We start from the raw sequence: 24,921 nt of genomic DNA, 5'->3' as shown, positions 1-24,921 counted from the left end.
TGCATTCGACGTTGGCGAATTTCGATTGATGCGTACAGCACGTTCAATCGTCCTTCTCGGATTTCGGCCGCCGGCCAACTCACCGTCGGTGCAGGCCCGGCCTCCAGCTCGGGGGCAGGGGGAGCTTGCTGCATTTTTGTTCCCTTGCACAGACACCGGGTGCGCCGGAGGGTGGACTTTCAACCCTCGGGCGCACCCGGTTACTTCGTCGATCTATTCGGTTGTCAGATCCTGCTGCGGGTCCGGCGGCGGGAGCTGATCAACCATGCTGCTGCGCCGAGCATCACCAGCGCCAGGATGGTGATCCCGGTGATGATCATGCTGATGTCGGGTCCGGTGCCATTGCCGGCGTTGCCGGTGTCGATGACTGTCGGCGGCACTGGCGGTGGCGGGGTGACCTGGTGGGCTTGGGCCAGGACCACCACCGTCGCGGGCGGCGACACTATCGCTGAACCGCCGGGTGGGGTGCCGGTGGCGGTGGCGGTGTTGGCCAGTTTCCCGACCGCCACATCGGCCGCGGTGGCCGCGTAGGTCGCGGTGCAGGTGATGCTCGCACCGGGTGCCAGCGACGCCATCCCGGCCGGGCAGGTGATCGCCGACAGCGTCCCGGTCCCGCTGAACGTCCCTTCCACCACCTTGGCGTTGTGCAGGGTGACGTTGCCGGTGTTGGTCACCTTGAAGCTGTAGGTGACCAGTTCACCGACCTGGCTGATGACGGTCTTGTCGGCGGTCTTGACCAGGCTGATCGCCGGGCCGGCCGGGGAGTGGACCACCGCGTTGGACGGCGCCGAGGTCACCGGCTTCGGGTTCGGACTGCCCGGGGTCACCGGTGGGGTGCCGTGCGCGGTCGCGGTGTTGCTGACCGCACCGGCATCCAGATCAGCCTGGGTCACCGCATACGTCGCGGTGCAGATCTGCGAACCTCCCGGAGCCAACGCACCCTTCGGGCAGGTCGCCACCGGCGGGGTTCCGGTGCCGGAGAACGACCCTTCGGTGACACCCACCCCGTTCAACGTGACGTTGCCGGTGTTGGTGACCAAGAAGCTGTAGGTGACCTTCTGTCCGAGGGTGGTGTAGGTGGCCGGGTTGGCCGTCTTCACCACGGTGATCGCCGGTGCCGGCTTCGCGGTGACCACCGCCTTCGACGGGTTGGAGTCCGTCGGAGTCGGGTTCGGGTCACTGGGGGTCGGCGGCTGCGTGCCGTGGGCCACCGCGGTGTTGTTGATGACGCCGGCGTCGACGTCGGCCTGCGTCGCACTGTAGGTCGCGGTGCAGGTCTCCGACGCTGCCGGTGCCAACGTGGCCTGCGGGCAGCTGGCCACCGGCGGGGTGCCGGTGCCAGAGAAGCTGCTCTCGGTGACGCCGACCTTGTCCAGGGTGACGTTGCCGGTGTTGGTCACCAGGAAGCTGTAGGTGACCTTGTCGCCGGCCTTGGCCACCGTCGTCGGGGATGCCGACTTCAGCAACGTCATCGACGGCGCCGGCGGCTGCGGAACCACCACCGTCGACGGCGGCGACACCACCGGCGCACATGTCGCCGCCGGCTTCAGCTTCGCGGACTTCGCCGTCGCCAGCACCTGCGGGCACGGCGGGGTGCCGGTGGCGGTGGCGGTGTTGGTCACCTTTCCGGCATCCACATCGGCTTGGGTGATGACGTAGATGGCGGTGCAGGTCACCGACCCTCCCGGCGCCAGCGAGGCCGCCCCGGCCGGGCAGACCGGCGCCGACATCGTCCCGGTCCCGGAGAACGCACCCTCCACCACCGTGGTGTTGGTCAACGTGACGTTGCCGGTGTTGGTCACCAGGAAGCTGTAGGTCACCGTCTGACCGACGGTGATAGCCTTCTGCGCCGCCGCATCAGCGGTTTTGACCACCGTGATCGACGGTGCCGGGGTGGCGGTGACCGTCGCCGTGGACGGGTTCGAGGTGCTCGGGGTGTTCGACCCCGGCGGGGTCCCTTCCGCGGTGGCGGTGTTGTCCACGAATCCGGCGTTCACATCGGCCTGCGTCGCAACATAAGTCGCGGTGCAGGTGATGCTCTTGCCCGGTGCCAGCGCCCCGGCCGGGCACACCGGCACCGGCAGAGTCCCAGTACCGGTGAACAACGCCTGCGTCTCCGCAACCGCGATGTTGTCCAGGGTGACGTTGCCGGTGTTGGTCACCAGATACGAGTAGGTGACCTTCGCCCCGGCCTTGGCGATGACGACCGGGCTGGCCGACTTCACCACCGTGATCGCCGGAGCCGGCGGGGCCGTCACCACCGCGGACGACGGCTGGGACACCGGCGGTTTGGTGGTGCCCGGCGGGGTGCCGGTCGCGGTTGCGGTGTTGGTGATGACCCCGGCGTCCACATCGGCCTGCGTCGCGACATACGTGGCGGTGCAGGTGACCTGCGCGCCCGGTGCCAGCGGTGCCGGGTCGCAGACCGGAGCCGGCAACGTGCCGGTGCCGGAGAACAACGCCTTCGTCTCCGTCACCGACACGTCGGTCAACGTGACGTTGCCGGTGTTGGTCACCAGGTAGGAGTAGGTGACCTTGTCGCCGGCCTTGGCGACGGTGACCGGGTTCGCCGACTTCACCAACGTCAACGCCGGGGCCGGCGGCACCGTCACCAACGCGCTACTGGGCGGCGACACCGGCGGGTTACCCGTCGGTGGGGTGCCGGTGGCGGTCGCGGTATTGGTGACCTTCCCGGCATCCACATCAGCCTGCGACAGGACGTACGGCGCGGTGCAGGTGACCTGCGCGCCCGGGATCAGCGACGCCGCAGCCAGCGGGCAGGTGATGACCAGCGGCCCGTTGGTGCCGGAGAACGCCGACTCGGTCACGGTCGCGTTCTTCAAGGTCACGTTGCCGGTGTTGGTCACCAGGAAGCTGTAGGTCACCGTGTCACCGGCCTTGCCGACCTGCACCGGGTCCACCGACTTCGTCAACGAGATCGCCGGGGCCGGCGGAGCGGGCAGGTCCACCGTCGACTTCGGTGAGGTCACCGGGGTGCCGGACGGCGGAGTGCCGGTCGCGGTCGCGTCGTTGCTGATGTGATCGGCGTCCACATCGGCCTGCGTGACCACATAACTTGCGGTGCACACCATCTGCGCACCGGCCGGCAAGGAGGCGACCTGCGCCGGCGGACACACCGGCGGCGACAGGACCCCAGTCCCGGAGAACGAACCTTCGTTCACCGTCACGTTCGTCAGGGTGACGTTGCCGGTGTTGGTGACCACAAACGTGTAATGCACGGTCTGACCCAACGAGATCGACGCCATCGCGGCAGCATCCGCGGACTTCACGATGCTGATACCCGGCGCCGGAGTGATCGTCACGATCGCGTTGGACGGCGGCGACACCGGCGGCGGCCCCGCCGGCGGGGTGCCGGTGGCGGTCGCGGTATTGGTGACCTGCCCGGCGTCCGCGTCGGCAGCAGTGATCACATACAAAGCGGTACAGGTCATCGACGCCCCGACCGCGAGGGAGGCGGTGGCCGGGCAGGTGATGGTCAGCGGAGCGCCGGTGCCGGAGAACGCCGTGTCGGTCACCGACGGGTTGGCCAGCGGCACGTTGCCGGTGTTGGTCACCAGAAGTGAGTAGGTGACCTGCTGCCCCGGCTTGGCCACCGTCGTCGGGTTCACCGTCTTCTTCAACGCAATCGCCGGCACCTGCACGATCGTCTGGGTGGAACAGCCACCGACGGTGGCGCACGCCCCGCCGGGGCCGTCCGGCACCACGGTGTTGGTCAGCAGTTTGTCGCCGGTATCGGCGGCGTTGACCTTCACCTGATAGGTCACCGTGACGCTGGACCCGGCCGCCGGAGCAACCGCCAACGGACCGCTCCAGCTGACCACCCCGCCGGTGACGGTGGCGGTGCCGGCCGAAGCGGTCACCGAACCGGCCACATAAGCACCGTCATCAGCCACACCAGCCAAAGCGTCGGTGAACGACGCCGCCGCACCGCCCGAGCCGGGATAGGCCGCAGCGCCGGTATTGGTCACCTTCACCGTGTAGGTGACCGTGCCGCCCTGCAGAACCGTTGCCGCAGAGACACTCTTGGCCACCGTGTACGAGGCGACACTGGTCGTCGTGGAACACGCCGGATCACCGGAATTCACCGTGCAGTTGGACTGACCCGGCGGGGCGACCACCGTGTTCGGCAACACCTTGTCACCGGTATCAGGCGAATCGACCTTCACTTTGTAGGTGATGGTGACAACCTGACCCGGCTGGATGCTCGCAGCCGTCCACTTCAACGACGAACCCACCAGCGACACCGTCCCGGAATCAGCGGTCGCCGACCCCACCAAAGCCGAATCATCCAAAACCGCCGACAGATCATCAGTGAACGACGGATTCGGGAACCCAGCCGCCGACGTCGCCGGCTCCGTCACCTTGATCGTGTACGTGATCGTCGAACCTGAAGTCACCGTCGCGCCGACGTTCGACGTCTTGGCGATCTTGTACGGATCAGGCACCACGATGCCCGCAGAATCGGTCGGCGTCAGCGTCGGCCCGGTCGGCGGAGTCACCGTCGCCGACGCCGTGTTGACCGTGGTACCCACCGCAGCGGTCCCGCTGCACAGGATCGTCTTGGACGCACCAGCCGCCAACGAGGCGATGGTGGTGTCACACCCAGGAACGATCGGGTCGGTCACCGGGATGTTCGTCAACGTGCCGGTGCCCTTGTTGGTCACCACAACCGCATACGGCACCGTGTCGCCCGCCGCGTACTGCTGGAAATCGGCCACCGTATTGGCGTCATGCCAATCACCGGGCTGCACCGTCGGATCGCTCGCCGGGTTACCACCCTTGACCAAAACATACTTCTTCAAATCCAGCGCGTAGCAGTCACCGATCGCCGTCGTCGCCGACGACAACATCGGCAAAGCCGTGTGACCGGCGATGCTGTTCGCGGAGTTCACCAGCTTCTGGCCCGGCTTGTTATCCGACGCCGCCGGGCTGGTGCACGACGTGCCCGCCGGAGTGGTGAACGCAATCCGAATGTTCTGTGTCGCACCAGGAGCCAACGCGGGCGCGATCACCCGGATCGCCGTCGGATGCGCCACCGCAGTGGTCGACCAGCCCACCGTGTTACCGGCGACGCTGCCCGGGGCACCACCGTTGGACACATTCCGCGGATCGTTCGACAAGGAGGCGAACGGAGCCGTCGAGTAGTAGATGGTCGAGCCGGCCGGAGCGGTCACCCCGGTGATCGTGTAGGTGCCATCGATGTTGGTGCCCCGGCCGTCCGCGATATTCGGCAGCACGTCGATGGTGTCGGTGAAGGAGTTCGAGATCGGGTCCTGGGAGTTGATGGCCAGATCCCACGCGGAAGAGTCACCGTAGAACGACAACACGTTCCCCTCGACCGACTTACCGAGCGTGGTCGCCCCGTTGCTCGGCACCGTCACACTGGCGGTCGCCTGCTTGGCCGCCGCGGGACGGTTGTCGCCGGGAACGTCGACCTCCGCCGTGTTGGTCAACACGGTGCCAGGTGCAATGGCGCTGTTCGCCGCCGTCTGCGCCTCGTAGGTGATCGGCTGCGGAACGTTGGCCGGCACATTCGTGAACGTGTAGGTCAGCACCTGCTGCCCAGAGCCGTTCACCGTGATCACCGGCGTCGGGCTTCCCGAGCCAGCGACATACGTCATCCCGGTCGGCAACGTGTCGGAGACGGTGAACGTCTGGTTCGGCGGGCTCGTCACGGCCAGATCCGCTTCCGCCGTCAGGTTGTAGCTCACCGGCACACCCGGCGCCGCCGTGGTATCCGGGGTGGTCTTGGTGATTGCACCCTGCGGCCCCTGGATCCGCATCGCGTCGCGGATCCCGTTGGTGTTCGGGCCATACGTACTACCCGGTATCAGGGCGATCGTGTTGGGGTTGGTGCTGATGTTGGTGTAGTTGTTCAGGTTCGGATAGCCCGGGAACGTCGTCGCGGTGTTGAAGGGCCCGTTGAAAGTTCCCACCGCCCAGGACTCCGCGTTGATCGGCGCGGTCGGCGGGACGTAGCCCCAGACCCGCAGGAAGTGGTGGACCTGCGTGTCCACCGCCGGATCCCAGGTCATCTTCACGGCCGTCACCCCGGCGGGGAGGTTGATGAGGCACTGATCATCGGAATACGCCGGGGAGATGTTCGCCGTCTGGCTGGCGCAGCCGGCGGGAAAGGGCGCGGCGATCCACGGGCTGCCCGCGACGCCGACCGGCTCGCCACAGGTCTCGGTCTTCGTGTTGAGCGCATCCGTGCGGTACCAGATGTGGGCCGTGGTGATCCTGGTATAGGAGTTACCGTCGGCCGCGAGGGCGTCCGTGTATCGCGGGGTGAAGGCGGCTGGGTTCTGGAACATCGTGCACTCGCCGGCCAAGTCCGCGCCACCCGGCCCGGCGTAGCCAGACCAGGCCACACTGTCCGCTTGGGCCACCAGCGGCTGATCATAGATGGTGTAGGGGCCCGGATTGGTCGACGTTCCCGCCGCGGGCCACGGGAAGACCTTGTCCTGGGCAGTGCCGGGAGCGGCCCACAGGTTCGCGTCCCACGGGGAGCGACCCACCGTCGGGCCACCCTGCCAGCTCTCCGAGAATATGCCCGGAACAATGAGGGTCGTGCCCGAGACGTCGTTGCCGGCATTCGTCTCCGGCTGTGTGACACCATCACTGAAGGTGAACGGGGTCGGTGTCGCAGTAAAGGTCACCCCGGTGTTCGTCGTGATCGGGCTGGTGTAGCTGAAGGTGAGCTTGCCGGAGGCTACGAAGTTGGTGGTGGACGGGATGGCGTTGCCGAGGCTGTCTTTGGACGGCACGTTCTGGAGCGAGTAGTCCAGGCCGCTCACAGCGACCGTGTAGTGCGTGCCGCTACCGGTGATCGTGCAGGTCGGCGCATTCGTGCGGTTGGTGAAGGTCGGGTCGGAGAAGGGGATTCCGATGGCCTGCGCCGAGTTGCCGACCGGCGCGCAACCCTCCCACTGCAGGCCAGGCAGCTGACCGGCCGGAGTGACCGCGAGGTCGACGGTGAACGTGTAGGTCGACGGGCCCGGAATGCTGCCGGCCGTCATCGAGACGCCGTAGTCGACGATGACCGTTTGGCGGGTTCCGCCCGAGCGGCTCGGTTGGGTCACCTGCTGGTAGCCCGAGCCCGGGGCGCTGATGATCAGGTCCATACCGTGGCTGCCGGTGATCTTCAGAGGCGGCGTCGCCGTCGGCCCCGCCGGCGCGACAGCGGAGTCCGACGTCACGGTCCCCGAAACCGACAGATTGGACCCGACCGCGCCATTTGCCTTGACCGGTGCCTGGATGACGCTCGCGGTGCCCTCCGTGACAGTGCCGAGGTTGCACAGCAACTGGGTGCCGTTAGCGCTGATCGCCGACGGCGGTGTCACGCCCTTGGTCTTGCACACCGACGGGATACTGACAAACACCCCGTTGGTCGCGGTCAGCGTGGCGCGGACGTTGCTGACCGGGCTGTTCGCGAACGGGTCGCTGGCGTCGTTGGTGTTGACGTGGAACTCCGCGGTCCGCGTCACCCCGTATGGCGCGTTGGTCGGTGCCGGGGAGTCGGCCCAGTTGGCGGTGATCTCGTGCACCGCCACGGTGGCAGCCGAGGCCACCGTCGTACTGGCGAACACCGACGCCAGAGCGATCACGGTGGCCAACACTCCGGCCTTGCGCCACCGATGGGAGCCACCCTCGTACCTGCCTCCCCGCGTCAGCCGCGGGCTCGTTGGAACCGGAGAAGCTGACACGGGGCGACGAGACATACCAATGCTCCCAATGCTCGGAGTCTGATGACAGCACACCCCATAGCGTCAACCGAAGGGTGATCAACTGAATCTTTACCGCAAATGGAGGAAATGCGACACCCACCACACGAAGCCGCCCATCAACCATCCCCAAAGGCCAGTCACTCCACATCGAGATATGTGACGCCCGACGCATCACATGAGGGGGAGTGCATTTCAGCGGGACTTCGTCAATTACCCGATTGGCCTAACCCCCAGAGCACACGATTGACACACAGAGGCCCCGTCTGTGTTTTAGAGTGATGCGCAGATCCTCCTAACGTGCGGCCTTCGGTAGATCGCTGGCGATTCACCCGGTCCGGTACAAATCTGCGAGGGGCCGCTTCACTCCACCGTGAACCACCCCGGCATGTCCGGACACCTACGGGTTTGAGAGCGCAGCGGTTTGCTGGGCTCTGATTTGAGCGTAGTGGGCCTGCTCGAGTTCGACCGGTGGGAGGTCGCCGTTGTGCTCGTACAGGCGGCGGTGGTTGAACCAGTCGACCCATTCCAGGGTGGCGACTTCGACCTGCTCGACGGTCCGCCACGGGCCGCGGGGCTTGATCAGCTCGGTCTTGTAGAGCCCGTTGATCGTCTCGGCCAGAGCATTGTCGAAACTGTCCCCGGTGCGACCAACGGAGGCGTCGATGCCGGCGTCGGCCAGCCGCTCGGTGAACGCCACAGACGTATATTGAGATCCGCGGTCGTTGTGGTGAATCAGCCCCGAAAGGTCCTGCACCCCTTCACGTTGCCGGGTCCAGATCGCGTGCTCGATGGCGTCCAGGACGAGTTGCGCGGTCATCGTGGTCGCCGATCGCCACCCCACGATCCGACGGGAGTAGGCATCGATCACGAACGCCACGTACACCCACCCGGACCACGTCGAAACATACGTGAAGTCGGCCACCCATAGGCGATCTGGCGCCTCCGGGTCGAAATGACGATCCACCAGATCACTGGCCCGTTGCGCTTGCGGGTCGGCGATAGTGGTGCGTTTGACCTTGCCCCGACGAGCCCCGACCAGACCGAGCCGGCGCATCAGCCGCTCCACCGTGCACCGGGCCACCGCGGTGCCCTCCCGGTTCAGCGTCAACCACACCTTCCGCGCCCCGTAGACGCCGTAGTTCTCCGCATGCACCGCACTGACCTGCGCGGACAGCGCCTCGTCCCGGACAGCGCGGGCGGAGGGCTGCTGGTGGGTGCGGTCGTAGTAGGTGGACGACGCGATCTTGCAGCCGTGCTCGGTGAGCACCCGGCAGATCGTCCCGACGCCGTATTCCGCCTTGTGCTGATCGATGTAGCTGATGATCACTTCTGTCGGCGGTCGAGCTCCGCCGCGAAAAAAGTTGACGCCGACTTCAATATCTCGTTGGCCCGCTTCAACTCTCGGTTCTCCGCCCGCAACTTCCGCAGCTCCTCCGCCGCCTCGGAGGACACCCCCGGCCGTTTGCCGGCATCGACCTCGGCGCGGCGGACCCAGTTCTGCACCGTCTGCGCAGTCCCGATCCCCAACTTCGCCGCGACCGACTCCACCGCCGCCCACTCCGACCCATGATCGGACCGGATCTCCGCCACCATCCGCACCGCCCGGTCCTTCAACTCGGCCGGGTACCGCTTCGACGTACTCGCCATGACTCCATCTTTCCTAACAAGAGGAGTGTCCGGACATGCCGGGGTGGTTCACCGTGCCGATCGGAACGCTGTCGGGGTGCCCGAGGTACGTTGGTGGTCAGCAACCTCGGGTCGGCGGCGGTCAGCAACATTGTGGTCTCGGATCCGATGACCGGGACGGCGTTCGGCCCGGGGATGATCTCGACGGCGGGAGAGTCGATGGCCTGCACCACGGCGAATCGCCCCATCACCGGCGCCGATGCTGTGCCGGGCGCGGTCGACAACGCCGCGGTCGCCGCCCGCAGCGGGGTCACGGTCGCAGTTGGGTCCAACCAATTCGCCGGCTAAGGACCCGTCCACTACAAAAGCACGATCAAGGGACCACACAGATGCGCACCGTATTCAGCAAGAAGACCGTGACCGCGCTACTGGCTGCGGCCGGGCTGTCAATGACCGGCTGCAGCTCCACCTCCACCGCCGGCCCAGCGCCGTCAACCACCACCGCAGTTTCTCCGACTACAGGTGCGACGGGGACCACCGCACTGCCCACGACCTCAGGTGCGGCGTCAGGTACCTCGAAAGCCTCCGCGGGGTCCACCTCCGGCAAGTCCTCTGCACCCGGCCTTCCCAAGGGCGTCACCGCGGCCGCATCGATCCCCACCTCGGCACTCAACAAGGCGAATCTCCGCGCCAACGTCGCCCTGACCGGCTGCAAGAGCGTCACCGGGGGATGGGGGGCTACCGGCACCGCCACCAACCCCGGCAAGAAGGCGATCGCTTACACCATCACTGTCTTCTTCACCACCACCGCCGCCACGGTCATCGACACCAGCCAAACCCACTTCACTGTCAAACCCGGCGAAAAGAAGACTTGGACCGCCACCAAGCAGTTCACCACCCCACCTAAGATGCTCTGCGTCCTCAGGGGTGTCGGCTAGTCAGTTCTGTCGGCATGACCGTAGGCCTGCCGGCCCGAAGGCAGGTGTCAATGATGAACACCTGTACCGGCGGTCGCCGGTTCGGCGTCGTGTTCGCTCCGGCCGTGCTGCCGATGGGCAGCGGATTCACCGCCGGCTCGGTCAGCCCGCAGGGACGGCGTAGGCGAGTGTGTTGTTCTGGTAGGTGTTGTAGCCGCCGTTGAGCCCGTCGACGTGCAGCAGGTTCCCGCCGCAGGTGACCAGGACCAACCGTCGCGGGCCGGTGCGGGTGAAGATGCCGGCGGGCAGAGCCTTCTTGTCAATCGAGTCCAGCGCGATCACCCGCCAGGAGATACGCACGCCTTTGCTGTCGGTGGTCACCACGATAGCTCCTGGCTGCACGGTGTAGAGGTTGTACAGGGCCCCCTCGCCTTGCCCGACGAAGTTGACATGGCCGGCGATCAGCACCGTTCCGTGCTGATCATCGATGTCCGCGCCGCCGCTCCACCTGCCTACCTGCCGCACGTCGCCGGGGATGATCAGGCCGCCGCGGTCGGTGCCGACCGGCAGCACCGGCGCGTCGATGCCCAGTGACTGCACGAACAGCCGGTTCGCGCCGTCGAAAGTCCACGGCCCGACGTGCCGGGGCGGTGCGGTGCCACTGCCACTGGGCCGGCCCCCACCGTCGGATCCGTTGTTGCCTGCGCTGCCGCCGACCGGACCGGTCGCCGGCGGCAGCACATCCCCGGGCAACAGTGCCGCCGGCGGAACCGCTGCGGTGAACGGATGCTGCGGCACAGGGGCCGGCGGCGGTGGAACCGATCTGGACCCAGCCACGATCAGAGCTGTGGCCACACCGGTCGCTGCGATCATCAGCGAGGCGATCAGCCACGGCAGCCACCGTCGCCGGCGTGGACGTCGACCCGACGCGGCCTTGGCCGGCATCGCTGCTGAGGGGGAGATCATCGACACTGTCGCCTTCGCTTTGATCGGAGCCGTACTGGGGGCCGAAAGGCCGGTGGGCCCGAAGGTTTGATTTCAACCTTCGGGCCCAACGGGTGTCGCGTCAATCGATGTTGGCGTCAGACCTTCCGACGGGTTCGTCGGGTAGTGATGATCCACGCGGCGCCGCCGAGCATCACCAGCGCCAGGATGGTGATCCCGGTGATGATCATGCCGGTGTTGGGTCCGGTGCCGTCGCCGGCGTTGCCGGTGTCGATGACCGTAGGTGGGGGCGGGGTTTGTTGAGTGTCGGCGAGGACGACGACTTTGGAGGGGTTGGAGATGAGTGCAGTGCCGCCGGTGGGGGTGCCGGTGGCGGCGGCGGTGTTGTTGATGGTTCCGGCGTCGACGTCGGCTTGGGTGGCGACGTAGGTCGCGGTGCAGGTGACGCTGGCGCTGGGAGCCAATGATGCGGCGGCGGCCGGGCAGCTGATCGCGGACAGTTGTCCGGTGCCGGTGAATGTTCCTTCCTGGACGGCGGTGTTGTGCAGGGTGATGTTGCCGGTGTTGGTGATCTTGAAGCTGTAGGTGACCAGTTCTCCGACCTGGTCGATGACGCTCTTGTCAGCGGTTTTCAGCAGGCTGATCCCCGGGTGCGGGGTGCCGGGTCGGTTGACCGGGTTGACCGTGCAGGTCGGATGCTGCGGATCGGCCGGGGTGCACTTGGGTGAGCTGGAGGGCGGGTCGGTCGGCTTGAGCAGGAAGTTCGCGAGCTGGCCGTCGCCGTGGTCGGGATTGGCGACCTTCACGCGGTAGGTGATCGTCACCGTCTGACCGGCGGCGAGCGTGCCGGTGATCGCGGAGCGGTGCTTGGAGCCGAACGCTGTCGCCTTCAGTGCCGGGTTGGAGGTGACCGGCTGGCTGGTCACCGCTGCGTCGTCGACGAGTTGGGTGATGTCATCGACCCGGTTGACCGCACCTGCTGCCGCACCGATGTTGTGGTAGTGCAGCGTGTAGGTCAATGTCTGTCCCGGGTCCACCGTGGTGCCGGTGGTCGGGTCGACGGTCTTCCACTCGATGACGTCGGGCATCGGGTTGGTCGTGCAGAGCGGGTCCTTCGGACCGCAGGTGCTGCCGTGGGCTCCTCCGGTCCTGGTGAGGAAGTTGCTGGCGGTGTCATTGCCGCGGTGCCCGTCCGGTTTGACGGTCACCCGGTAGGTGACGGTGTAGGTCGCGCCGACCGGGACCGTCCCGGTGATCTGGAACGTGCCGCCGGTGACCGCACCGATCGTCAGATGTGTGTTCGAGGCCGCCGGCGCGCTCGTCAGCGTCGCGTCGTCGAGCACACCGGTGAGGTCGTCGGTGTAGTCCACCGATCCAGCCACGGCCCCCGTGTTGTGGAAACCCAGCGTGTAGGTCAGCACCTGGCCGGCGGTGACCACCGATCCGGACTTGGGATCGACCGATTTGCTGGGCACGATCTGCGAGACCGGGTTGTGCGTGCACAACGGGTCGGCCGGGTCGCAGCTGACCGGCGGGGTGGTGCCGGTCGGGAACAGGAAGTTGTCCAACGCGTTGTCGCCGCGCTGCCCGTCCGGCTTCACCGTCACGGTGTAGGTGACCGTGTAGCTGGTCTTACCGGGCACCACACCGAAGACCTGGAACTTCCCGGTAGTCACCGAGCCCACCGTCAGCGCTGCGTTGGACGCAGTTGGGCCGCTGGTCAGGCTGGCGTCGTCGAGAACTTTGGACAGGTCGTCGGTGTAGCTGATGCTGCCGGCCCCCTCACCGGTGTTGGCGAAGGTCAGCGTGTAGGTCAGGACCTGCCCGGCGACCACGGTGGACCCGTTCGCCGGGGCCACCGCCTTGGACGCGGTGATCAAGGCCGCCGGTACCGACACCGTGTCACAGTTCGGATCCTGCCCCTGCTTAGGCACGCACGCGGTGTTGGTCATGATCGTGTCGCCGGTGCCGTGGTAGGTCACCGAGTAGGTGATCGTCACCGCCTGGGTCACTGCCAACGGACCGGACCAGGTCAGCGTGTTGCCGCTGACCGACGGCGTGCTGCCCGAAGTGGCGGCGGCGTCGCTGTCGTAGGTGGCGTCATCGAGCACCTTGGTCAGGTCGTCGGTCATCGTCGCCGGGCTACCTGCGGTGTAGTCGACCGACCCGTCGTTGGTCACCGTCACCGTGTAGGTCACCTTGTCTCCCGGTGCCGGGCGATCCGTCGTCGACGCGGTCTTGACGATCGACAGGTGCGGGATCGGGTGCGTCACACAAGTCGGGTCCGCGACGCAAGTGCCTGCAGAGGGCGGTTGCGTTCCGGGCGGGGCGACGTAGTTGAGCAGCACGTGGTTGCCCTGCTGCGCGAACGGCTTCACCGTCACCGTGTACGTCACGGTGTAGGTCGCCCCGGCCGGGATGGTCCCGGTGATCGGCAACCGACCGCCGGAGACCGCACCCACCGTCACGTTCCCACTCGAGGCCACTGGCGTGCCGGTGATGCTCGCGTCATCGAGCACGTCGGTGAGGTTGTCGACGTAGTCCAGGTTGCCGGCCGCCGCGCCGGTGTTCTGGAACGTCAGCGTGTAGGCGATGGCATCACCGGAGGAGACGTTGGCACCGTCGACCGGGTTGGACGACTTGGTCACCGACACCTGCGGGATCTTGTGGTCGGTGCACAAAGGGTCACCGGAGACGCAGTTGGTCGGCGGCGTGGTGCCGGTCGGGACCACGAAGTTGGCCATGTCGTTGTCGCCCCGCTGGCCGTCCGGCTTCACCGTGACCTGGTAACTCACCGTGTAGGTCGCGCCGGCCGGCACGCTACCGGTCACGGCGAATGTGCCAGCGGTAACCGCACCGACGGTCAGGTTCGCGTTGGAGGCCGCCGGCGCACTCGTCACCGTCGCGTCGTCCAGGACCTTGGTCAGATCGTCGGTCCAGTCCACGGCCGCGGTGCCCTTGCCGATATTCTGGAAGGTGAGCGTGTACGTGACCACCTGACCGGCCACGACGGCGGAGCCGTCGGCGGGGTTGGCCGCTTTCGACACCTTCAGATCCGGCACCTGGACGAGCGAGGCACAGTCCGGGTCGGTGGAGTTCGCTGCACAGTTCGCCGGCGTGCCCGACGGAGTCACCACCCGGTTGAACATCGAGTGGTCACCGGTATCCGGACTGTCCACCGTCACCGTGTAGGTGATCGTCGCCGTCGCATCCGCCGCGAGCGGCCCCGACCAGGAGATCACATTGGACGTCGGATCGTAGGACGCAGTCGTCCCGGGGGTAGAGGTCAGGCTTGCCGCGTTGTACGCCGAGTCCTTCAGCACGTCGGTGATGTCGTCGGTGAAGCGGGCCGGATCGCCGGCGGTGTAGTCCATCGTGCCGGTGTTGTGGACGGTGATCGTGTACGTCACCGTCGTCCCTGGTTTCGCTGGATCCGGTGCCCCTGTCTTCAGCACATGCAACATGCACTGCGCCGCCGAGGGGGCCACGTTGAAGATCGCCGGACCGGTCGAGTTGCCGGCGGGGCCGTCGGTGATGGTCCCGGCGGTCGTCACCGCGGTCGCGGTGTTCGACACGACGCTGCTCTGCAGGCACGCCACCGGCGCAATCACCGTCTCGTAGCAGGCGATCTGCACCGGATCGCCCTGCCAGGCCACCGTTATCCGGGAAGCGTCCACCGCCGCCGTGTCGGACACGGCCGCGATGTTCACCTGAGCCGTCAGCGTCGCCGTGTTGCCCGTCACCGGGATCGAGGAGATGTCGATCGTCTGCGCCCCGCTGGCCGGGAACGGCACATTCGTCCACGCCGGCAACGGGTTTCCGTCCGCGCCGAAGAGCGTCAGCGTGGCCCCTGCATACTGCGAACCGTCCAGACCGGGCAGCGTCACCGTTTCCCAGGACTGGACATGGGCAGACCGGCCGTCGCAGTAGGAATCGGTCGGCGTGAGCTTGACACTCTGCGACGCGGTCGAGCAGGGAGCGCCGGTGGCCGCGTTGAAGACGCTGATCTGGGCCCCGTCACCGTTGGACGCCATGCAGCCCGGGAGGTTCTGCAGGGCGCGGACGGTGTAGCTCCTCAGGTCCGGCGGGTTGGTGGTGAACGCCGCGCAGGGCTGCACCTTGCCGCCGACGAGGGGCTGGGCGAAGTCGTAGCAGTCGACCTGGTCGCCGTTACCGGTGTAGTACTTCGTACCGACCAGCACGCCGGTGCCGAAGCCATTGTTGTTCAACGGCGAGAAGCTGTAGGAGGTCCCGGCCCAGGGATTGCCGATCGCATTGCCGGCGGTGTCGAAGCAAGCCGAGTTGTACACCGCGCACGCTCCGAGCAACGTGCCGGCCGGAGAGACGACGGGGAAGACCTCGCTGTCGTAGTTCGGTCCCGGGGTACCGACCGTCGCGGGAAAGCCGGGGCAAACGGCGCTGGTGGCGGTGTCGTAGCAGGTCAGATGTTCGAGCGAGTCGATCGAGCCCCGGTAGCTGGCGTACACGTAGCGCCCGTAGGTGCCGACCTCCCGCGAACCGGCCACCGCAATCGGAGCCCCACCCGCAACGTTCACTGCCCCGCAGGACGTGCCAGTCGGGCTCACGCACTGCAAGAAGCCGTTGAGGTCCAAGTAGTAGTAGTTGCCGTCGCTCGCGGCGATCCCGTCACCGGATAGCGGGTAACCGGGAACCGTCGTCGTCCCCAACTGGTTGTACCCGCAGCTGACATTGGCGATTAGATCGAGGCATTGCATCCCGAACGGGTCCACGCCGTTGGCGCCATTCTGGGAGACCGGCCAGTACAACCGGCCGTTCTCGATGAAGGAACCGTTGGTCAGGGCGGTTGTGTAGACCCCTGCCGTGCCCTGGCCGATCGGCGTGCCCGCAGTAGGGTCCACGAAGGTCGAGAAGCCTGGCCAGCCGGGGCAGACCTGGTTCGTGAGGGTCGAACAGAAGACCGCCGTGGGCGAGTTGTTGTGGTGAAAGACGGTGTAGATGCTGTTCCCGAAGCCCTCGACCGAATAGCCGTCGCCGCCCGGCGTCGAGAAATTCACGGCCGCAGCGTTGAACGTCGGTGACCGGCCGGAAGTCGCCGTGCTCAGCACCGTGCCGGTCGCGCTCACGGTGTTGCCGGTGACGTTGCCGATGAAGTTGGGCGAGGTCTGCAGCGAGTTCAGGACGTAGGTCTGCCCGCCGGTGATCTGGTCGTTGACCGAGACAGTGGCATCCGCACCGGTCTTGTTCTGGTACACCAGCGCCCACCGGACCGTGTCACCGGGTTGCGCGGTGCCCTGCGCGCCGGTGGCCGAGTTGGCCCTGGAGTTGTTCTGCAGGTTCGTGGCCGTCTTGCTGAAGTCAGACGTCGCCGTCGAAGCAGCCGGGGCCGCAACGCCGGCGAGCGGACGAGCCTTCGTCGGTGCCGGGGAACCGGCCCGGTTCGCCCGCCTGTCCTGTTTGGCCGCCGTCGGGGTCGGAGAACCGGTCCGGTTCGCCACCACGTCATGCTTGGCCGTCGTCGTCGCCGGTACGGCCATCGCTACCGTCGTACCGGCGAACGGTGACAGCAGCGCAACGACCGTGAGCAAAACGCCTGCGGCGCGCAACCTGCGCAGCCGACCGGCACTCCGAGCCCTCCTACCCGACATCACATGCCCGGAGGAACGAGTTGCGGCGCGATTGAACAAGATAGGGCTCCTCGAGCTTGGAGTACCAGACGATGACTCACTCACTCAGCGGCGTGCGCGGAGAGTGGCCACACGCAGTTTGTACGGCATGCGAGCGAAGAATGACATCGAACGAGGGACGTCGCGGCCTCTTTCGGAGCCCGTCGGTCGCTCTGTGTGAGAAGGTTGCGCTGGACCAGGATCAGCGCGACCTACGAGATGGCCCAAAATCGGGTGAGATTCGAAGGCCACCATGGCCGACCGCTACAAGTCCGCACGAAAGATCGCCGAAACGGGCCCGATCGGGTGGCTAGCAACGTCACCCATTCGGGGTGACCCGCCCTGGGGTTCGGTGGAGCTCGGACTACCCGATTCCGGCCAAGGGGCCAGGGGTTGGTGGGTCAGTCCTGTTGCTTCGAACGCGCCTTCGAACAGCGCTGGCGGTAGGCCGCCGAGGTGCCTGTGGAGCCGGGCCGTTGTTGTGCCAGTGCAGCCCGGGCTGGCCAGTGGCGCGGGACCGTTCTTCACCGACGGCTCGACTCTATAGCCGTCGATCCGCGGCAGATGGTCGCACGTCGGGTGAGCCAGCCCACGATCAACTGGATCGGCCCTGATCAGCCACAACACTGGTGGAGACGAAGGGAATCGAACACCTAACCCCCGCCTTGCAAATTCCAAAAGAATGCGGTTGAAAGAGCCTGAAGCTGACTCTGACCTGCGGCTATGGTGATCGTCTTGGCGTCACCGTTCGCTCGTTGATCACCCTGATTCAGCCCGAATCACCATCGATTGTGGGCAGAATGCCGGCAAATCTCGAACAATGGCAGCCATTCAATTATTAGCCCTAATAATAGGATGACGGCCTTGCCGAGATCCACTGGAACCCGTAGGACGGGTTACCGGCTCGTCCGACGACAAGTGCAGTCCGCCACGATACAACGCCGGGTGGTCGGGACTGCCCAGACATCCCCGGTTCTCACTTGTCAAGCGGCGGCCGCAGCTTCCTGCCCGGACCAGGCGATTGTTTCGTCGTAGAGCTCGTGATGATCCAGGCAGCCGTGCAGGATGCCGGTGAGTTTGTTGCCAGGACACGGAGTGCTTGATAGTGGGTGCTGCCGCGCGTGCGGTGGGCGTCGTAAAACGCTCTGGCCCCGGCCGAGGCGTTCAGCGCTGCGATCGCCTGTTGGTGCAGCGCGTCGGCGAGCCTTCGGTTGCGGGCATAGCGGGCCAGCACGACGCGGCTCTTGCCGGAAGCCTTGGTGATCGGCGACATCCCGGAGTAGTTGCGGTGGGCGTTGGCGTCTGCGTAACGGCTGGGGTCGTCACCAAATTCAGCGAGACCCGGGCCCCGAGGATCTGCCCGAGACGGGCTGGCTTAGATAGATCTCAGCGTCCGGGTGCCGGCCAAAAGACTGACCCACCTGCTCACCCAGAAAACGTTGACCTGAGCCGACAGTGCGGCGATGACGGCGACCAACGCCGTAGTGCTGGCCGCGTAGGCACCGACGACCACCGGCCGGGCGGCGAGCTGCTCGGCGCGCAGCGCGGCCACGACGTGCTCGGCCGTCGATTGAAGTTTGCGTTGCCGGCCACCGCGGCGCAGCAACGTCACCACCCGGGCCGGTGTTGAGCCGGCGACCCCGCTCTGGGCTCGGTGCCGCGGCTAGATCCGTCGGCGGCGCCGTGCGGCCAGCGTCGTCGAAGCTCCCAGGAGTAGCAGCAGCGCCGCGGCACCGAGGAGTTGCGGTAGGGCCGGCGCGCCGGTGTAGGCCAGTGGCGGGTCGGGGGTCGGGGCGATGGGTGCCGGTTGGACCGGGACGCTGGCGTGCGCGTGGGCCGACTGCACCTGGGTCGTCACACCGGTTCCGGTGGCGACGGCCGTGTTGTCCACCGTGCCGGCCGCCGCGTCGGCCTCCGTGATGGTGTGATTCGGTGCAGTGCACGACATCGACTCACCCGCCGTGAGGGTGCTGGCTGGGCAGGTCACCGCCCCGGCGGTCGGGTCGGACACAACGACGTCACCGACTGTGGTGGTGCCCTGGTTGGTGACGACCAACGTCCAGGCGATCTGGTCACCGGCATCGATCCGGCCGTCACGATTGCTGTCGATCGCGTTGGCGGTCTTCACCAGTCCGAGCTTGCTGACCGTCACCGTCACCTTCGACGGCGGAGAGGTGACCGTCCCACCGCCGGGCGGAGTAGCGCCGGCGGTGGCCGTGTTGACCAGCTTCCCGGCATCCACATCGGCCTGCGTCGTCGTGTAGCTGGCGGTGCAGGTGATGCTCGCCCCGGGCAGCATCTTCGCGGCCGCAGCCGGACAGGTCACCGGCGACAGCGGACCCGTACCGGAGAACCCGGCGTCGGACACGGTGACGTTGGTCAGCGTGACGTTGCCGGTGTTGGTCACCAGGAACGAGTAGCCGACCTTCTGACCCGCGCCGGTGATCGTGGTCAGGCTCGCTGACTTCAGCACGGAGAGAGCAGGTTTCGGATCATTGGGCACGGTCACCTTCGACGGCGGTGATACCGGCGGGGTGCTGGTCGGTGGCGTGCCCGTTGCGGTCGCCACGTTGGTGATCTTCCCGGCATCGACATCCGCCTGCGTCACCGTGTACCCGGCGGTGCAGGTCACCGAGGCACCCGGTGCCAGCGAAGCCGCACCGGCGGGGCACACCGGGGCAGACATCGTTCCCGATCCGCTGAACGTGCCTTCGCTGGGATGTACGTCGGTGAGCGTGACGTTGCCGGTATTGGTGACCACGAAGCTGTAGGTGATCTTCTCGCCCACCTTGAACGACGCGGCATCGGCCGGCGACGCCGATTTCACCACGGTGATCGCCGGTGCCGGCGGCAGTGGAACGGTCACGGTCGACGGCGGCGACACCGGCGGGGTGCTTTCGCCCGGTGGCGTGCCCGTCGCGGTGGCGGTGTTGCTGATCGCCCCGGAGTTGATGTCCGCCTGGCTCAGCACATACGCAGCGGTGCAGACCATTTGCGCGCCCGGAGCCAGAGACGCAGTGCCGGTTGGGCACACCGGTGCCGACAGCGTCCCGGTTCCGGTGAAGACCCCTTCGACCGGGTGCACGCCGGTCAGGGTGACATTGCCGGTGTTGGTGACCAGGAACGAGTAGGTGACGGTCTGCCCGGCTCTGGCACTGCTGATCGGAGCGGCAGATTTCACCACGGTGATCGCCGGGTTCGGGGTGATGGTCACCGTCGCCGTCGACGGCTCGGACACCGGGGTGGTGTCACCCGCCGGCGGGGTACCGGTGGCCGTGGCCGTGTTGGTCACCGTGCCGGCATCCGCATCGGCCTGCGTGGCGGTGTAGGTCGCCGTACAGGTGACCGACGCGCCCGGGGCCAACGACGCGGCCCCAGCCGGACAGGTGATCGTCGGCGCCGTCCCGGTACCGGAGAACGCCGTCTCGGTCGGGTGCACATCGGTGAGGGTGACGTTGCCGGTGTTGGTGACCAGGAACGAGTAGACCACGGTCTGCCCGGCCGCCGTGAGAGTCGACGGAGTCGCAGTCTTCGCCACGGTGATCGCCGGGTTCGGGGTGCCCGGGATGGTGACCGTCGACGACGGCGCCACCGGCGTGGTGTCACCCGCCGGCGGGGTGCCGGTGGCACTGGCCGCATTGGTGACATGCCCTGCGTCGACATCAGCCTGGGTGAGGGTGTAGGTCGCGGTGCAGGTGACCGACGCGCCCGGGGCCAGCGAAGCCGCTCCGGCCGGACAGGTCGGCGCGGACATGGTGCCGGACCCGGTGAACGTCCCTTCGGTGGGTCGCACGTCGGTCAACGTGACGTTGCCGGCGTTGGTGATCAGGAAGGAGTAGGTGATCACCTGGCCGACGGTGAAGTTCACCGGGTCCGACGGCGTGGCCGACTTCACCACGGTCAATGCCGGACCCGGCGTGATCGCGACGGTTGCGGTCGAGGGCTCTGACGTCGGCGGGGTGTCGCCCGCCGGCGGCGTGGCGGTCGCGGTGGCGGTGTTGATGACCGAACCGGCATCGGCATCCGCTTGCGTCGCGGTGTAGGTGGCGGTGCAGGTCACCGATGCGCCAGGGGCCAGCGAAGCGGCGCCGGCGGACAGGTGATGCTCGGTCGCGTGCCGGTTCCGGAGAACGTACCGTCCGTCACGGTGGCATCGGTCAGGGTGACGTTCCCCGAGTTGGTCACCACGAACGAATAGGTGACGGTCTGCCCGGCCGCGGTGATCGTGGAGGGCGAGGCCGACTTCACCAGAGTGATCGCCGGGCCGGGGGTGACCGTGACGGTCGCGGTCGACGGCTCGGATGTCGGCGCTCCGTCACCCGGGGGTGGGGTCGCGGTCGCGGTCGCGGTGTTGCTGATGGTTCCGGCGTCCGCATCGGCCTGAGTCGCAACGTATGTCGAGGTGCAGGTGGTGGAGCCGCCCGGGGCCAGGGTGATCGCCGGGCAGGTGATCGACGACGGCGTGCCGGTGCCGGTGAAGGCGGTATCGGTGACCACCGGGTTCGTCAGCGACACGTTGCCGGTGTTGGTCACCAGGAACGAGTACGTCACGGTCTGTCCGGCGGCGGTGATCGTGGTCGGCAACGCGGACTTCACCACGGTGATCGCCGGACTCCGGTGGCGGTGACCACGGCGGTGGACGGGGGCGACACCGGTGTGGTGTCCCCGGGGGGCGGCGTCGCCGACGCGGTGGCGGTGTTGCTGATCAGGCCGGCATCAACATCGGCCTGCGTCGCGACGTACGTGGCGGTGCAGGTCACCGACTCACCCGGTGCCAGCGACGCGGCACCGGCCGGGCAGGTGATCGTCGGGGGCGTCCCGGTGCCGGTGAACGCGGTGTCGGTGACCGTGGCATCGGCCAGAGTGACGTTGCCGGTGTTGGTCACCAGGAACGAGTACGTCACGGTCTGTCCGGCGGCGGTGATCGTCGCCGGCGTGGCCGACTTCACGACGCTGATCGCCGGGTTCGGGGTGATGGTCACCGTCGCCGTCGACGGCTCGGATACCGGCGGATTGTTGCCCGGCGGTGGCGTAGCGGTGGCCGTGGCGGTATTGGTGATCGTCCCGGCGTCGACATCGGCCTGGGTCGCAACATATGTCGCGGTGCAGGTCACCGACTGGCCTGGTGCCATCGTGGCAGCAGCGTTCGGGCAGGTGATCGTGGGCGGTGTGCCGGTACCGGTGAACGCGGTGTCGGTGACGTTGGCGCCGGTCAGAGTGACGTTGCCGGTGTTGGTCACCAGGAACGAGTACGTCACGGTCTGCCCGGCGGCGGTGATCGTCGACGGAGTAGCCGATTTGACCAGCGAGATCGCCGGGTTCGGGTTACTGGGGATGGTCACCGTCGACGGCTGCGACACCGGTGGGGTGTCACCCGGCGGCGGCGTTCCGGTCGCCGTCGCATCGTTGGTCACGGAGCCGGCATCGACGTCCGCCTGCGTGAGCGTGTAGGTCGCGGTGCAGGTCACCTGCGCACCGGGGGCCAGCGAGGCAGCTCCGGCCGGGCACGTCGGCGCGGCCATAGTTCCCGCCCCCGTGAACGTGCCCTCAGTGGGAGTGACGTTGGTCAGGGTGACGTTGCCCGCGTTCGTGATCACGAACGAGTAGGTGATCACCTGGCCCACGGTGAAGTGGGCCGCGTCCGACGGGTCGGCGGACTTGACCATGGTGATCGCCGGGTTCGGGGTGATGGTGACGACCACGGTCGACGGCTCGGACACCGGCGGGGTGTCACCCGCCGGCGGGGTACCCGTGGCCGTGGCCGTGTTGGTCACCGCGCCGGCATCGGCATCGGCCTGCGTGGCGGTGTAGGTCGCAGTACAGGTGACCGACGCACCCGGGGCCAACGACGCCGCCCCAGCCGGACAGGTGATCGTCGGCGCCGTGCCGGTACCGGAGAACGCCGTCTCGGTCGGGTGCACATCGGTGAGGGTGACGTTGCCGGTGTTGGTGACCAGGAACGAGTAGGCCACGGTCTGCCCGGCCGCCGTCAGAGTCAACGGAGTCGCAGTCTTCGCCACGGTGATCGCCGGGTTCGGGGTGATGGTGACGACCACGGTCGACGGCTCGGACACCGGCGGGGTGTCACCCGCCGGCGGGGTACCCGTGGCCGTGGCCGTGTTGGTCACCGTGCCGGCATCGGCATCGGCCTGCGTGGCGGTGTAGGTCGCCGTACAGGTGACCGACTCACCCGGTGCCAGCGACGCCGCCCCAGCCGGACAGGTGATCGTCGGCGCCGTGCCGGTACCGGAGAACGCCGTCTCGGTCGGGTGCACATCGGTGAGGGTGACGTTGCCGGTGTTGGTGACCAGGAACGAGTAGGCCACGGTCTGCCCGGCCGCCGTCAGAGTCAACGGAGTCGCAGTCTTCGCCACGGTGATCGCCGGGTTCGCGGCGGTGGTCGGGGTGTGCGTGGTCGACGGCGTCGAGGTGATCGGAGTGGTACTGCCGGGGGGCGTACCGCTGGCCGTCGCGCTGTTGTCGACGGCGCCCGCTGTGACGTCCGCCGCCGTGACCGTGTACACGTTGTCGGCCGTACAGGTCGTCGAAGCACCGACGGCCAGCGGTCCCGTCGGGCAGGTCACGGCACCGGCCTTGGCATCGGCCACTGCGATGTTGCTCATCGCCACGTCGCCGGTGTTGGTCACGGTGAAGGTGTAGGCGATGGTGTCACCGGCATCGGTGAGTCCATCCCCGTTCACGTCGGTCACGGCAGCGTGCTTCACGATCGCGAGGGACGGGTTGCTGAATGTGACGCTGCTGCTGCCCGGAGGGTTCAGGCCCGACTCGGTCACGTTCCCCGGGCCGTTGGTGTAGGTGCCCGCCGTGTTCGAGGTGACGGTCACCGTCACCGTGCACGAGGCCATTCCGGCACTCAGGTTGCCGGTCACGGTTGCGGTGGTGCCGCCGGCCGGTGCCGTCACCACGCCCGCGGGGCACGTCGTGGTGGCGGCTGGAGCCGCGACCGTCAACCCCGCCGGCATCGAATCGGTGAAGGACCAGCCGTTCTTCGCGCTGAGGTCAGTGGTGTTGGTGATCGTGAAAGTCAGCGTCGACGTCCCACCCGTCTTCACCGAAGTGGGACTGAACGACTTGTCGAGCTGCGGGGTCACGTCCAGGATCTGGACGTTGTCGAAGGTGTGGTCGTTGCCGGTGCCGCTGCCGTTGTTGTTGACCATCCGGATCCCGACGGAGGTGCCGGTGAACAGGACTGATCCGTTGGAGGTGTAGGTGCCCACGTTGATGGTCGCCGCCGGGGCATTGCCCAACGCCGGGACCGATTCCGTGGTCGTACTGGTGCACGCGTTGATCTGACCGCCGGCCGCGGTGGCCGTGCCGGCAGTGTTCAGTAGCGAGAACTGAAGGAGCGGCCCCGATACCGCGCAGTTGATGGCGGCCACATCAACCCGGAAGGCCAGGAACCGATCGCTGGCGATGAACGGAATGTTGGTCGCCGTCTGGAATTCGACGTTGCCGACCCCGGGGTTACCCGAGGTGAAAGCGGTGTCGGCGTAGTTGCCGGTGGCGGCGGCGGCGGTCTGCCCGTGGAACATGCCGATGGATTGGGCCAGCTGCTGCGACTGGTTCCAAAACTGCTGCCCGCCGGCGCAATCGGCGACCTGGGCCGCTGATGTGATCGATTCCGCGGCCGAAGCGATCCAGCCGTTGCAATTGGTCAGCCACGCCGCGTTCGCCGTGTAGGTCTGTCCCGATGTGCCCGTGTATCCACTCAGCCGAACGATGGGACTCGGACCGGGACGATTCTGGAAATCCTCTTGATAGATCGTCGACGGTGCTTGCGGCGTCCCTGGCGTACCCGGAGTGGTAGCGCTCGCCACGGGAGCGAGGGCAGTACTGACCGCGACCACCCCGGCCACCGAGAGCACCCCGGCCACCAACATCATGACCCCGGTGCCGGCCATCGTCCGTCTGGCCGCGTGCGCGGCGCGCCGCCGAATGGGAAGCAGAGCGGTGAACCCTCGAGATGCCGGACGTTGCTGACCGGCGGGGTGGGGCGTGTATCGGGACAAGACCGGCTCC

The 24,921-nt window shown here is 67.2% G+C and carries 10 protein-coding genes, 1 pseudogene and 1 other annotated feature; of the genes and pseudogenes, 2 read left to right on the top strand and 9 right to left on the bottom strand.

Going from position 1 to position 24,921, the window contains the following annotated elements; translation table 11 throughout:
* Positions 1-224: 224 nt before the first annotated feature.
* Both BLS97_RS08360 and BLS97_RS08355 read right to left on the bottom strand, forming a co-directional pair.
* Positions 225-7,628, bottom strand: a complete 7,404-nt coding sequence (locus BLS97_RS08360; protein WP_231988516.1) for an isopeptide-forming domain-containing fimbrial protein — start codon at positions 7,626-7,628, stop codon at positions 225-227.
* A gap of 517 nt (positions 7,629-8,145) precedes the next feature.
* Positions 8,146-9,395 (bottom strand): IS3 family transposase gene (locus tag BLS97_RS08355; protein ID WP_231988056.1). Its coding sequence is split into 2 segments (ribosomal slippage): positions 8,146-9,110 and positions 9,110-9,395, totalling 1,251 coding nucleotides; the frame shifts between segments, so codons are not numbered across the junction.
* Positions 8,983-9,111, bottom strand: a sequence feature (AL1L pseudoknot). It overlaps the preceding gene by 129 nt.
* Before the next feature lie 93 nt (positions 9,396-9,488).
* Here BLS97_RS08355 and BLS97_RS08350 point away from each other — a divergent pair.
* Positions 9,489-9,722 carry a hypothetical protein gene (locus BLS97_RS08350; protein WP_090475577.1) on the top strand — a complete coding sequence of 78 codons (234 nt, stop codon included), beginning with the start codon at positions 9,489-9,491 and terminating at the stop codon, positions 9,720-9,722.
* Between the two features lie 41 nt (positions 9,723-9,763).
* Positions 9,764-10,312 (top strand): hypothetical protein, encoded by a 549-nt coding sequence (locus tag BLS97_RS22810; protein ID WP_157695303.1) that lies wholly within the window; start codon positions 9,764-9,766, stop codon positions 10,310-10,312.
* A gap of 141 nt (positions 10,313-10,453) precedes the next feature.
* Here the strand turns inward: BLS97_RS22810 and BLS97_RS08340 are convergent, their stop codons facing one another.
* From BLS97_RS08340 to BLS97_RS08310, 7 genes and pseudogenes are all read right to left on the bottom strand, one after another.
* Complete coding sequence (locus tag BLS97_RS08340; protein WP_157695302.1) at positions 10,454-11,257, bottom strand: class F sortase; 804 nt, start codon at positions 11,255-11,257, stop codon at positions 10,454-10,456.
* A 116-nt stretch (positions 11,258-11,373) separates the two neighbouring features.
* Entirely contained in the window at positions 11,374-16,752 is a 5,379-nt protein-coding gene (locus BLS97_RS08335; RefSeq protein WP_157695301.1) for a DUF7927 domain-containing protein, read from the bottom strand.
* 1,105 nt (positions 16,753-17,857) lie between these two features.
* Positions 17,858-18,160, bottom strand: a pseudogene (locus BLS97_RS08330) (hypothetical protein); the annotation flags it as partial.
* A 96-nt stretch (positions 18,161-18,256) separates the two neighbouring features.
* A complete protein-coding gene (locus tag BLS97_RS08325) occupies positions 18,257-18,496 on the bottom strand; it encodes a hypothetical protein (protein WP_090475572.1) in 240 nt (79 codons plus the stop codon).
* A gap of 48 nt (positions 18,497-18,544) precedes the next feature.
* The gene (locus BLS97_RS08320; RefSeq protein WP_090475571.1) at positions 18,545-20,941 is read right to left on the bottom strand and encodes a DUF7507 domain-containing protein; all 2,397 of its coding nucleotides are present in this window, start codon (positions 20,939-20,941) and stop codon (positions 18,545-18,547) included.
* Positions 20,938-21,477, bottom strand: a complete 540-nt coding sequence (locus BLS97_RS08315; protein WP_157695300.1) for a DUF7507 domain-containing protein — start codon at positions 21,475-21,477, stop codon at positions 20,938-20,940. The genes BLS97_RS08320 and BLS97_RS08315 overlap by 4 nt, the downstream gene beginning before the upstream one ends.
* Positions 21,474-24,911, bottom strand: coding sequence for a beta strand repeat-containing protein (locus tag BLS97_RS08310; RefSeq protein ID WP_157695299.1), 3,438 nt, complete (start codon positions 24,909-24,911; stop codon positions 21,474-21,476). The genes BLS97_RS08315 and BLS97_RS08310 overlap by 4 nt, the downstream gene beginning before the upstream one ends.
* Between the last annotated feature and the right edge of the window lie 10 nt (positions 24,912-24,921).

Source organism: Nakamurella panacisegetis (assembly GCF_900104535.1).
Lineage (GTDB): Bacteria > Actinomycetota > Actinomycetes > Mycobacteriales > Nakamurellaceae > Nakamurella > Nakamurella panacisegetis.
This window is presented reverse-complemented; position numbering and strand designations above follow the sequence as displayed.